Here is a 12464-nt window from a genome sequence, read left to right as displayed (position 1 = left end):
TGACGACCCCGGCGGCCTGCGGCGGGGTGTCCATAGGGACGGTCAGCGGCCGAGCTGGTCCAGCACCGCGCGCGGGCGGTTGGTGATGATGGCGTCGACGCCGAGTTCGAGGCAGAGGTCGACGTCCTCGGGCTCGTTCACGGTCCACACGTGCACCTGGTGACCGGCCCGCTTCAGCCGCTGCACGTATCCGGGGTGGTTGCGCACGATCCGCACCGAGGGACCCGCGATGCCCACGCCCGCGGGCAGCCGCCCGTCGCGCAGCCGGGGCGAGAGCCACTGCACCAGATACACCGTCGGCAGGGTCGGCGCGGCCGCGTGCACCCGGTGCAGCGAGCGCGCCGAGAAGCTCATGATCCGTACCGGCGACTCGGCGGCCGTGGCGGGCGCGGCCAGGCCGAACCGGCCCAGCACACCCAGCAGCTTCTCCTCGACCTGGCCCGCCCAGCGGGTGGGGTGCTTGGTCTCGATGGCCAGCTCGATGCGCCGCCCGGAGTCCGCGACCAGTTCGAGCAGCCGTTCCAGGGTGAGGACGGAGGTCTCCTCGCGGTCCTCGGGGCGGTGCTCCCAGTCGGGCTCCTCGACCCGGCCGCGATACGGCTCACCGGTCTTCCAGGAGCCGAAGTCCAGGGCGGCGAGATCGGCGAGCTCCAGGGCGGAGACGGCGCCGCGGCCGTTGGAGGTGCGGTTCACCCGCCGGTCGTGGACGCAGACCAGGTGGCCGTCGGCGGTCAGCCGCACATCGCACTCAAGGGCGTCGGCGCCGTCCTCGATCGCCTTGCGGTAGGCGGCCAGGGTGTGTTCCGGTGCGTCTTCGGACGCGCCCCGGTGGGCGACGACCTGGACGGAGAGCTGTGGTGCGTGGGTGGTCACCGCGTCATGGTGCCACCCCCGCGGGGTACGCGGGACGGCGCTCGTGCGTCCGGGCGGCGAACGGTGGCACACGTCGTACTGGTTTATGTAGCTTTTTCCATGGATGCCCTTTGTAAGGGCTGGCCCTGGACCCACAGCCACGGCTTATGGTGCTCTGACGGCCCGTGGGAAAAGCTGACTGCAGACAAACTGGAACAGTGAACGCAGGACCATGCGCAGCCGCATCGTGACAGGTCACGACCAGCGCGCACGCGCCGCCGAGCGTGCACGACGTGACCGAGCGCGACCGAGGACAACAGCCGTGGATCGAGGAGTAGAGCTGTGAGCACCGAGAACGAGGGCAACGCGGTACCCCCGGCCCCGTCCGCACCTCCCGTGCCGGTGGCCTCTCCCGACGCGTCCCCGCAGGCACACACCACGCCGGAGGGGACCGACGGGCCGGCGGGCCCGGGGCACCAAGCGGACCAGCAGCCGGACCAGCAGCCGGGGCAGCCCGCCCCGACCCCCCAGACGCACCAGGCGCCGCAGACACACCAAGCACCCCAGGCACCCCACCCGGGCCAGGCACCCCACCCGGGCCAGGCGCCCTACGCGGGCCAGGGCTATCCCGCGGCCCCGGCGCCCGGCGCCGAGCCGACCGCCCGCAGCCTCGCCTGGCCCGCCGACGGCGCGGGCGGCGCGGGTGGCGGTGCCGCCTGGGGGGCGTCGTACCAGCAGCCCGCCCCCAAGCCGAAGGGACGCGGTGGCCTGCTCGCCGCCGTCCTGGTGGCCGCGCTGGTCGCGGGCGGTCTGGGCGGTGGCCTCGGCTACACCCTGGCCAGGAACAACGACAACGGCAGCTCCACCACCGTCTCCGCGTCCGACAACGGCGCGGCGCAGGTCAAGCGCGCGCCCGGCACCATCGCCAACGTGGCCGCCAAGGCGCTGCCCAGCACGGTCACCATCGAGGCCGAGGGCTCCAACGGCGACGGCGGCACCGGCACCGGCTTCGTCTTCGACAAGCAGGGCCACATCATCACCAACAACCATGTGGTGGCGGACGCCCTCGACGGCGGCAAGCTGACCGCGACGTTCCCGGACGGCCGGAAGTACGACGCCGAGGTCGTCGGCCACGCGCAGGGCTACGACGTGGCGGTCGTCAAGCTCAAGAACCCGCCCTCCGACCTCAACCCGCTGCCGCTCGGCGACTCCGACAAGGTGGCCGTCGGCGACGAGACGATCGCCATCGGCGCCCCCTTCGGCCTGTCGAACACGGTGACGACCGGCATCATCAGCGCCAAGAACCGCCCGGTGGCCTCCAGCGACGGCAGCTCCACGAGCAAGGCGTCGTACATGAGCGCGCTCCAGACCGACGCGTCCATCAACCCGGGCAACTCCGGCGGCCCGCTGCTGGACGCCTCCGGCGCGGTGATCGGCATCAACTCGGCGATCCAGTCCTCGGGCAGCAGCGGCGGCTTCGGCTCCGGCGGGCAGTCCGGTTCGATCGGCCTCGGCTTCGCCATCCCGATCAACCAGGCCAAGTACGTCGCCCAGCAGCTGATCAAGACCGGCAAGCCGGTGTACGCCAAGATCGGCGCGTCCGTCTCGCTGGAGGACTCCACCGGCGGCGCGAAGATCACCGACCAGGGCGCGGACGGCGCCGCCGCGGTCGAGGCGAACGGCCCGGCGGCCCAGGCGGGTCTGAAGCCCGGTGACGTGATCACCAAGCTCGACGACTCGGTGATCGACAGCGGTCCCACCCTGATCGGCGAGATCTGGACCCACAAGCCCGGCGACAAGGTGACGATCACCTACAAGCGCGGCGGCCAGGAGCACACGGTCCAGCTGACCCTCGGCTCCCGCGCCGGCGACAGCTGACCGCCCCCTCCCACCGGGGCCGTTGTCCCCAACGCCCCCGCGACCGCCCGCGGGCCGGTACGCTGTACCCCGCTCCGCCCCAGGTGGGCGGCGCGGGGAGGCGTGCCCGAGCGGCCTAAGGGAACGGTCTTGAAAACCGTCGTGGCAGCGATGTCACCGTGGGTTCAAATCCCACCGCCTCCGCACCGGACCGTGCGTCCCAAGGGGTGCCCCAGCAGGGGCACCCCTTTCGCGTGCCGGACCACTCCGGGGCGCCCTGCCCGGAGCCCGTGCTACGGCCGGTGCCCCGTCATCCTGGCCGCCGAGGCGATCGTCGCGCGGGCCTCCTGCTCGGTCAGGCCGGTGTGACGGGCGGCTTCGGTGAGGGCGGCGGCCAGGGTGGGGCCGAGACCGTTCTCGTAGGCGCGGCAGGCGGCCCAGAAGAGGCGGGTGTTGCGCTGGCCCTCGTGCGCGGTGAGCACGAAGTGGACCAGGCCGTGGCCATGGTCCGCGCGGGCTCGGTGGGGCGCGCGCGGGGGCGGCAGGAGCAGGCGCAGCAGGGCCGGGGGGCACGCGGCCGGGGGCAGATGGGCGGTGCCCGGCAGGGTGCCGTAGGCGCCGTGGGCGGTGCGGGAGCCGGGACCCACCAGGTAGCCGCCGGCGCCGCGGATGTCGATGCCGGGGGCGAGCCGGCTCGCCGAGTTCGGTACGACGACGTCCGGGGGCCCGGTCAGCCACAGATGCCGGCCGCCGCTCGGGGTGAGCACCACGACCGTGTCCGGAACGGTGAACAGATGGCGCAGGCCCAGCTCGCGCAGGGCGGCCGGGGCGTCCGTGCCGGACTTGGTGTCCAGGTCGACGCCGATCAGGTGGTACGGGGGCAGCCCGCAGGCGATGCCGTAGCCGGTGGCCCAGGGCGTGGCGGCGAACATCTCGCGGACGCGCGCCGGGTCCGCCGAGGCGTCGTACACACCGTGGCCGAAGCGGCCGCACGCGCCGTGGCAGGCGGGCCCGGGGTCGTCGTGGTGGGGGGAGCGCAGGGCCGGGAGCTTGGTCCGGGACAGGGGGAGGACGGCCAGGCCGCGTTCGGCGGCGGACAGGGCATGGGCGAGGGCCAGTGTCGTGGCCTGCCGGTCGGTGGTGGCCATGCCCTCATGTTCGGACGTACGTTCGAAAAAAGAAAGAGGTTTATCGGCCGGTGGTCACGCTTGCGTGCGAAGTGATGATTTCGGGGGGATGCGGCGGAGATCGCCGGGCAGGTCTGGCTGTGCGACAGCGCCCACGGCGGTCGGGACGGCGACCGGTTCTCGAGAGGATCACCATGGCGAGCATGCGCACCGCCCGCGGCCACCGGCATCGGCTTCGACCTGCCGAGGTGAGCCCCGGCTGACGGCCCGAGGGGGCGCGCTCCGGGGATGCGGGACAGCGGCGGGGGGGGGGGGGGGGGGGAGAGCCCCCCCCCCCCCCCGCCGTCGCGTTCCTGTCCGCCGCCCGCCCGCCGGGTCGCTCTCCTTGACAGCCCCATCGTATCTGACGGACAGTCAGAAATGTGGCGGGAGGCCGGACACCACGGCGGGAGGCCGGACATGGGGACACGGGCGGACGACACGCAGGCGCGGCTCGCGGCGTACGAGGGGCTGCCCGCCGCCGCCACCGGGACCGGCCGGGACCCCGTCAACCTGCCGATGATCCGGCACTGGTGCGAGGCCATGGGCGACACCGGCCCCGCCTACCGCGGCCCCGGCGCCGTCGCCCCGCCCACCATGCTCCAGGCCTGGACGATGGCCGGCCTCTCCGGTCACGCCGACCGCTCCGGTCCCTACGGCGAACTGCTGCGCCTCCTGGACGACCTGGGCTGCACCTCGGTCGTCGCCACCGACTGCGAGCAGGAGTACCTGCGCCCGCTGCGGCCGGGCGACACGATCACCTTCGACACGGTGATCGAATCGGTGTCGGGCCGCAAGACCACCAAGCTGGGCACCGGTTACTTCGTCACCACCCGCACCGACATCCGCGCGGACGGCGTCCCCGCGGGCACCCACCGCTTCCGCATCCTCAAGTACGCCCCCGCCCGCACACCGGCACCGGCGCCATCGTCGCCGCCGAGGCGCCCCCGCCCCGTCGTCAACCGCGACAACGCCGGTTTCTGGCGGGGCGTCGCCGAGCATCGGCTGCTCATCCAGCGCTGCACCGGCTGCGGCACCCTGCGCCACCCCTGGCTGCCCGGCTGCAACGCCTGCGGCGGCCCCGACTGGGACACCGTCGAGGCGAGCGGCGAGGGCACCGTCCACTCGTACGTCGTGATGCACCACCCGCCCTTCCCCGCCTTCGACCCGCCCTACGCGGTCGCCCTGGTCCAACTCGCGGAAGGAGTACGGATGGTGAGCAATGTGCTCGGGGTGCCGTACGACAAGGTGCGTATCGGGATGCCGGTACGGCTCGAATTCACGGCGTACGACGACGAGTTGACGCTGCCGGTGTTCCGGGCGGTGGCGGCGTGAGGCCGGCCGGGAGCGAACTGCCGCCGCTGGAGATCCCGGTGACCCGCACGCTGATCGTGGCGGGCGCGATCGCCTCCCGGGACTACCAGGACGTGCACCACGACCCCGAACTGGCCCGGGCCAAGGGCTCCCCGGACGTCTTCATGAACATCCTGACCACGAACGGCCTGGTGGGCCGGTACATCACCGACCACTTCGGACCCACCGCGATCCTCCGCAAGGTCGCCATCCGGCTCGGGGCGCCCAACTACCCCGGCGACACGATGGTGTTGACCGGCCGGATCGAGCGGGTCGACGGCGACACCGCCACCGTGCGCGTCGTCGGCGCCAACGGCCTCGGCACCCATGTGACCGGCACGGTCACCGTCACCGTCCCCGCGGAGGTCCGTCCATGAGCCTGCGCGCGAAGGACACCCTCGGCGGACGCGCGGCCGTCGTCGGGATCGGCGCCACCGAGTTCTCCAAGGACTCCGGGCGCAGCGAACTGCGGCTCGCGGTGGAGGCGGTGCGCGCCGCCCTCGACGACGCCGGGCTCACCCCCGCCGACGTGGACGGACTGGTCACCTTCACCATGGACACCAGCCCGGAGATCACCGTCGCCCAGGCCTGCGGGATGGGCGAGCTGTCCTTCTTCTCCCGGGTCCACTACGGCGGCGGCGCGGCCTGTGCGACCGTGCAGCAGGCGGCGCTGGCCGTGGCGGCCGGGGTCGCCGAGGTGGTGGTCTGCTACCGCGCCTTCAACGAGCGCTCGGGGCGCAGGTTCGGCGCCGGCGTCCAGCACCGCGAGCCCTCGGCGGAGGGCGCCGCGCTCGGCTGGGTGCTGCCGTTCGGGCTGCTCACCCCGGCCTCCTGGGTGGCGATGGCGGCCCAGCGCTATCTGCACACCTACGGGCTGACCCCCGAGGCGTTCGGCCATGTCGCCGTGACCGGCCGCGCCCACGCCGCGACCAACCCGGCCGCCTACTTCCACGGCCGCCCGATCACGCTGGCCGAACACGCCGCCTCCCGCTGGATCGTGGAGCCGCTGCGGCTGCTGGACTGCTGCCAGGAGACCGACGGCGGCCAGGCGCTCGTCGTCACCTCCCTGGAACGGGCCCGCCACCTGCCCCGGCCGCCCGCCGTGATCGCGGCCGCAGCCCAGGGCGCGGGCCGTGCCCAGGAGCAGATGACCGGGTTCTACCGGGACGAGCTGACCGGGCTGCCGGAGATGGGCGCGGTAGCCCGCCAGCTGTGGCGCACCTCGGGCCTCGCCCCGGCCGACATCGACGTCGGGATCCTGTACGACCACTTCACCCCGTTCGTGCTGATGCAGCTGGAGGAGTTCGGCTTCTGCGCCCGGGGCGAGGCGGCGGACTTCACGGCCGGGCGGCGGCTGCCCCTCAACACCCACGGGGGCCAGCTGGGGGAGGCGTATCTGCACGGCATGAACGGCATCGCGGAGGCGGTCCGCCAGCTGCGCGGCACCGCCGTGAACCAGGTGCCCGGGGCCGCCCGGACCCTGGTGACCGCGGGGACCGGGGTGCCGACATCGGGCCTGGTCCTGGCGGCGGACGGCTGAACTCCTCGGGGTGGGACCCGGGGGTCGGGCGTACCCCCGCTCCACCTTCAGGAGGTGGAGCCGCCCCCACCCCTACAACCTGAGGGGGACCCCGCTTCGGCACCTGCGGCCGATCCCGGGACGCGCGGGCCGCTCATAGCGTGGAGCCATGACCACACCCGTCTGCACCAGCTCCTCGGCAGCGGCCCCCGCGTACCCGTCGTTCACGTCGTACGTGCGGGCCCGCCGGCCCGTCCTGCTGCGCGCCGCGCGCTCGCTGACCGCGAACCCCTGCGACGCCGAGGACCTGCTGCAGACCGCGCTGGCCAAGACCTACGCCGCCTGGGAGCGGATCGAGAACCAGCGGGCGCTCGACGGCTATGTGCGCCGCGCGCTGCTGAACACGCGGACCTCGCAGTGGCGCAAGCGCCGGGTGGACGAGTTCGCCTGCGACGAGCTGCCCGAGCCGGATCCGCTGCCCGACGACGACCCGGCCGAGCGGCAGGCGCTGCACGACGCGATGTGGCGGGCCGTCATGAAGCTGCCCACGAGGCAGCGGGCGATGGTCGTCCTGCGGTACTACGAGGACCTCAGCGAGGCCCAGACCGCGGAGGTGCTGGGCGTCTCGGTGGGCACGGTGAAGTCCGCCGTCTCCCGCGCCCTCGGCAAACTGCGCGAGGACCCGGAACTGGGCCTGGCCCGATAGCCCCGAGGGGGACGGGGCGCCGACCCAGGGGGGGCGGGGCGCCGACCCAGGGGGGCAGGGCAGCGGCCCAGGGGGGGGCTGGGGCATGGTTCAACGGGCCTGCGGATGCCGGGTCACGGGCTCGGGGACGCTGGTTCACCGGGTCTGGGGATGCCAGGGCGGCGGGTCCGAGGATGCGGCTCACCGGGTCGGGGGGTGCCAGGGCGGCGGGTCCAAGGATGCCGGGCCACGGGCCCGGGGGGTGCCAGGGCGGCGGGTCCGGGAACGGCGGGTCATCGGCCCGGGGGGTGCCAGGACAGCGGGCCCGAGGACGCCGGGTCACCGGCCGGGGACGCTGGTTCACCGGGCCCGGCGAAGCCAGGGCGGCGGGCATCAGGATGCGGCTCATCGGACCCGAGGGTGTCGGTTCACCGGACCGGATCACGCCAGGGCGGCGAGCCCGAGGCTGCGGATCACGTGGCCCGAGGCCGCCGGGCCACCGGGGCGTAAGGGCGTCGGGTCTTTGGGCTCGGGGACACTCGTTCACCGGGCCCGAGGCTGCCGGGTCGCCGGGGCGCAAGGCCGCCGGGTCACCGGTCGGGGCGCCGGTTTACCGGGCCCGGCGAAGCGAGGGCGGCGGGCCCGAGGATGCGGCTCACCGGGCCTGGGACACCGGATCACCGGGCCCGGGGCTGCCGGGTCACCGGGGCGTAAGGGCGTCGTGTCACCGGTCGGGGACGCTGGTTCACCGGGCCCGGCGAAGCCAGGGCGGCGGGTCCGAGGATGCCGGGCCACGGGCCCGGGGAGTGCCAGGGCGGCGGGCCTGAGGACGCGGCTCATCGGACGCGAGGCTGCCGGTCCACCGGACCCGATCACGTCAGGGCCGCGGGCCTGAGGACGCGGCTCATCGGACCCGAGGCTGCCGGTCCACCGGACCCGATCACGTCAGGGCGGCGAGCCCGAGGACGCGGATCACCGGACCCGGGACACCGGTTCACCGGGCCCGAGGCCGCCAGGCCGCCGGGGGCGTGAGGCCACCAGGCCACCGGGCCCGAGTCCGCCAGACCACCGAGGCGCAAGACCGCCGGATCACCAGGCCCGGGACACCCGTTCACCGAGCCCGAGTCCGCCAGGCCACCGGGAGGCGTAAGGCCACCAGGCCACCGGGGCGAAAGTACGTCGGGTCACCGGGGCGCAAGGCCGTCGGGTCACCGGGGCGAAAGTACGTCGGGTCACCGGGGCGTAAGGCCACCAGGCCACCGGGGCGAAAGGACGTCGGGTCGCCGGGGCGCAAGGCCGCCAGGCCACCGAGGCGAAAGCACGCCAGGTCACCGGCGCGGAAGCCCCCCGGATCTCGATTCCGCCCCGTTTCCGTCCCGTTCCGCACGCAGTGACATTCCACCTAGTGACATACCGATCGGTATGTGCGCAGAATCGGCGCACCCCCTACTACCGCGTAGGCACCGTCGCCGGGAGGACTCCGTGCTGAGCACCATGCAGGACGTACCGCTGCTGATCTCCAGGATCCTGACCCACGGGTCGACGGTCCACGGCGCCTCGCAGGTGATCACCTGGACCGGCGAGCCCGAGCCGCAGCGACGCTCCTTCGCGGAGGTCGGTGCCCGCTCGGCCCAGCTGGCGCACGCCCTGCGCGACGCCCTCGGGGTCACCGGCGACCAGCGGGTGGCCACCCTGATGTGGAACAACGCCGAACACGTCGAGGCGTACTTCGCGGTCCCCTCCATGGGCGCGGTGCTGCACACCCTCAACCTGCGGCTGCCCGGCGAGCAGCTGGCGTGGATCATCAACCACGCCGCCGACCACGTGATCATCGTCAACGGCTCCCTGATCCCGATGATCGCCCCGCTGCTGCCCCGGCTGAAGACCGTCGAGCACATCGTGGTCACCGGCCCAGGCGACCGCTCCCCGCTGGCCGGCGCCACCGCGCGGGTGCACGAGTACGAGGAGCTGATCGCGGACCGGCCGACCCACTACGACTGGCCCGAGCTGGACGAACGCCAGGCCGCCGCCATGTGCTACACCTCCGGCACCACCGGCGACCCCAAGGGCGTGGTCTACAGCCACCGTTCGGTCTACCTGCACTCCATGCAGGTGCAGATGACCCAGTCGATGGGCCTGACCGACAAGGACACCACGCTCGTCGTCGTCCCCCAGTTCCACGTCAACGCCTGGGGGATGCCGCACGCCACCTTCCTGACCGGCGTCAACATGCTGATGCCGGACCGCTTCCTCCAGCCCGCGCCGCTCGCCGAGATGATCGAGCGGGAGCGGCCGACCCACGCCGCCGCCGTGCCCACCATCTGGCAGGGCCTGCTCGGCGAACTGCTCGCCCGCCCCCGTGACGTCTCCACCCTCACCCATGTCACCATCGGCGGCGCGGCCTGCCCGCCCGGTCTGATGCGGGCCTTCGACGAGCTGGGCATGCCGGTCGTGCACGCCTGGGGCATGACGGAGACCTCCCCGCTCGGCACCGTGTCCCGCCCGCCGGCCAGTTCCCTCGGCACGGACGAGGAGTTCGGCTACCGCATCACCCAGGGCCGCTTCTCGGCCGCCGTCGAGGCCCGCCTGACCGGCCCCGACGGCGAACGCCTGCCCTGGGACGGCGAGTCGGCCGGCGAGCTGGAGGTACGCGGCCCCTGGATCGCGGGCGCCTACTACAACGGCCCCGACGCCGAACCCCTGCGCCCCGCCGACAAGTTCAGCGCCGACGGCTGGCTGAAGACCGGCGACGTCGGGGTCATCTCCCCCGACGGTTTCCTCACCCTCACCGACCGCGCCAAGGACGTCATCAAGTCCGGTGGCGAGTGGATCTCCTCCGTGGAGCTGGAGAACGCCCTGATGTCCCACCCGGACGTCGTCGAGGCCGCGGTGGTCGCCGTCCCCGACGACAAGTGGGGCGAGCGCCCGCTGGCCACGGTCGTCCTGCGGGAGGGCGCGGACGCCGACTTCGAGACCCTGCGCGCCTTCCTCGCCGAGGAGGCCCACATCGCCCGCTGGCAGCTGCCCGAGCGCTGGACGATCGTGGCGGCGGTGCCGAAGACCAGCGTGGGCAAGTTCGACAAGAAGATGCTGCGCAGGCGCTACGCGGACGGCGACCTGGACGTCACCCGGCTGTGAGGCACGCGCCATGAGGTGAGGGGCCGGCCCCTCACCTCATGGCCTTCTCCGTCGGCTAGTTGGTGCCGATCCGGGACAGCAGGTCCACGATCCGCGACTGCACCTCGGTGCTGGTGGACCGCTCCGCGAGGAACAGCACCGTCTCGCCCGAGGCCAGCCGGGGCAGCTCGGCGGGCTCGACGGCGGCCGTGTAGACGACCAGCGGGGTGCGGTTGAGCTGTCCGTTCGCGCGCAGCCAGTCCACGATCCCGGCCCGCCGCCGGTGCACCTGCATCAGGTCCATCACCACGAGGTTCGGCCGGAACCGGCCCGCCAGCGCCACCGCGTCGACGTCGCTCGCGGCCCGCGCCACCTGCATCCCGCGCCGCTCCAGCGTCGCGGTCAGGGCCAGCGCGATCTCCTCGTGCTCCTCGATCAGCAGCACCCGCGGCGGATGCTGCTCGCTGTCGCGCGGGGCGAGCGCCTTCAGCAGCACGGCGGGGTCGGCGCCGTATGCCGCCTCCCGCGTGGCCTGCCCGATCCCGGCCGTGACCAGGACCGGCACCTCGGCGGCGACGGCGGCCTGGCGCAGCGACTGGAGGGCGGTACGGGTGATCGGGCCGGTCAGCGGGTCCACGAACAGCGCGGCGGGGAAGGCCGCGATCTGCGCGTCGACCTCCTCGCGGGAGTGCACGATCACCGGCCGGTAGCCGCGCTCGCTCAGGGCCTGCTGCGTGGTCACGTCCGGCGCGGGCCACACCAGCAGCCGACGCGGGTTGTCCAGCGGCTCCGGGGGCAGCTCGTCGTCCATCGGCTGCGGCCGGGGGGTGTCCGCCACCTCGACGGCGCCGCCGGGACCGTCCAGCGGCTCCGGCCCCTCGGCCGCGTTCGCGTCCGGCGCGCCGATGGCGTACGACCGCCCGCCGCCCTCTCACGGATCGGGCGGCGTCCCGAGCTTGCGGCGCCGTCCGGAACCACCCGGCGCGTGCGGCGGCGGCGTGGCCTGCCGCGCGAACGGCACGCCCTGGCCGAGCGTGCGCACGCTGATGGCCCGGCCCTGGGTGGAGTCGGGGTCGTACGCGGGCGCGCTCCCGGTGGCCTCGGCGGGCAGCGGCAACGGCTGGGCGGCCCGCGGCGGCCGAGCGGCGGGAAGGGGGGTGCCGGACGCGGGGGTCGACGGCGGTACGGGCGCCCCGGCGGCCGGGGCCCTCGGGGGTACGGCGGTACCGGCGGCCGGGGTGGCCTGAGCCGACGGCGGTACGGGGGTGACGGGTGCCGGTGCGGCTGGCGCGGCCGGTGCGGGCTTCCGCGCGGCGGCGTCCTCGGCGGGCAGCGGCAGGGGCCCCGCGATGGGGGCAGCCTGGGGCGTGGCCGGAGCGACGGGAGCGGCGGGCGCCGCAGGCGCCACGGTGGCGGCCGGTGCGGCTGGTGCGGCCGGGGTGATCGGAGCCGACGCGGGCACGGCGACCGAGGGGCCGGCCTGGAGGGCGATGCCCTGGCCGTTCGTGCCCTGGGCCTGCGCCGGGAGGGCCGTCCCGGGGATGGCCTGTGCCGGGGCCACCGCACGGGGGGCCTGCGCCGGAGCGGCTTGTGCCGGAGCGGCTTGTGCCGGAGCCCCGGGCGTCGTACCGGAGCCAGCGGCCTGGGCGGCCTGGACGACCGGAGCGGTCTCCGCGATGATCTCCGTGGCCTGCGCGGGAGGCGCCACCGCGCGGCGTCGTCGCCCGGTCGGCGCGGTCGTGGGATGCGGCTGCGGCGGAGTGTGGTCCTCGGCCTGGCTCAGCGGTACGGCGTCGTGCCGCCCCTCCTCACCGGGCGCGGGCGCGGGCGCGGACACGGCGGCAGGCGGAGCCTGGACCGGTCCGGCCCCGGCCCCGGCCTGCGGTGCCCGGACCGGGGCCTCCTCCTGCGGAGC

Annotated in this window: 8 protein-coding genes, 1 tRNA gene and 1 pseudogene; 7 read left to right on the top strand and 3 right to left on the bottom strand. The window is 74.4% G+C overall.

What is annotated here, in order from left to right; translation table 11 throughout:
* Positions 1 to 42 precede the first annotated feature (42 nt).
* The gene (locus ACLF5H_RS25010; RefSeq protein ID WP_421678275.1) at positions 43 to 873 is read right to left on the bottom strand and encodes a glycerophosphodiester phosphodiesterase; all 831 of its coding nucleotides are present in this window, start codon (positions 871 to 873) and stop codon (positions 43 to 45) included.
* 321 nt (positions 874 to 1194) lie between these two features.
* On the opposite strand from ACLF5H_RS25010, the gene ACLF5H_RS25005 reads away from it, so the two are divergent.
* Positions 1195 to 2730 (top strand): trypsin-like peptidase domain-containing protein, encoded by a 1536-nt coding sequence (locus tag ACLF5H_RS25005; protein ID WP_421678274.1) that lies wholly within the window; start codon positions 1195 to 1197, stop codon positions 2728 to 2730.
* A gap of 96 nt (positions 2731 to 2826) precedes the next feature.
* Positions 2827 to 2913 (top strand) — tRNA-Ser (locus ACLF5H_RS25000).
* 89 nt (positions 2914 to 3002) lie between these two features.
* Here ACLF5H_RS25000 and ACLF5H_RS24995 read toward each other — a convergent pair.
* The gene (locus ACLF5H_RS24995) at positions 3003 to 3857 is read right to left on the bottom strand and encodes a bifunctional DNA primase/polymerase (RefSeq protein ID WP_421678273.1); all 855 of its coding nucleotides are present in this window, start codon (positions 3855 to 3857) and stop codon (positions 3003 to 3005) included.
* 438 nt (positions 3858 to 4295) lie between these two features.
* On the opposite strand from ACLF5H_RS24995, the gene ACLF5H_RS24990 reads away from it, so the two are divergent.
* The 5 genes from ACLF5H_RS24990 to ACLF5H_RS24970 all read left to right on the top strand — a co-directional run bounded on the left by ACLF5H_RS24990 (position 4296) and on the right by ACLF5H_RS24970 (position 10570).
* Complete coding sequence (locus ACLF5H_RS24990) at positions 4296 to 5210, top strand: bifunctional MaoC family dehydratase N-terminal/OB-fold nucleic acid binding domain-containing protein (RefSeq protein WP_421678272.1); 915 nt, start codon at positions 4296 to 4298, stop codon at positions 5208 to 5210.
* Positions 5207 to 5605, top strand: coding sequence for a MaoC/PaaZ C-terminal domain-containing protein (locus ACLF5H_RS24985; protein ID WP_421678271.1), 399 nt, complete (start codon positions 5207 to 5209; stop codon positions 5603 to 5605). Before ACLF5H_RS24990 ends, ACLF5H_RS24985 begins: the two co-directional genes overlap by 4 nt.
* A complete protein-coding gene (locus ACLF5H_RS24980) occupies positions 5602 to 6768 on the top strand; it encodes a lipid-transfer protein (RefSeq protein WP_421678270.1) in 1167 nt (388 codons plus the stop codon). The genes ACLF5H_RS24985 and ACLF5H_RS24980 overlap by 4 nt, the downstream gene beginning before the upstream one ends.
* A gap of 148 nt (positions 6769 to 6916) precedes the next feature.
* Positions 6917 to 7453 (top strand): SigE family RNA polymerase sigma factor, encoded by a 537-nt coding sequence (locus ACLF5H_RS24975; RefSeq protein ID WP_421678269.1) that lies wholly within the window; start codon positions 6917 to 6919, stop codon positions 7451 to 7453.
* Between the two features lie 1461 nt (positions 7454 to 8914).
* A complete protein-coding gene (locus tag ACLF5H_RS24970; protein ID WP_421678268.1) occupies positions 8915 to 10570 on the top strand; it encodes a long-chain fatty acid--CoA ligase in 1656 nt (551 codons plus the stop codon).
* A gap of 55 nt (positions 10571 to 10625) precedes the next feature.
* Here the strand turns inward: ACLF5H_RS24970 and ACLF5H_RS24965 are convergent.
* Positions 10626 to 12464 (bottom strand): annotated as a pseudogene (locus tag ACLF5H_RS24965) (nickel transporter); the annotation flags it as partial.

It is taken from the genome of Streptomyces sp. LaBMicrA B280, assembly GCF_049222185.1.
Lineage (GTDB): Bacteria > Actinomycetota > Actinomycetes > Streptomycetales > Streptomycetaceae > Streptomyces > Streptomyces murinus.
Note: the sequence above shows the minus strand (reverse complement) of the source record. Positions and strands in the feature narration are given on the sequence as shown.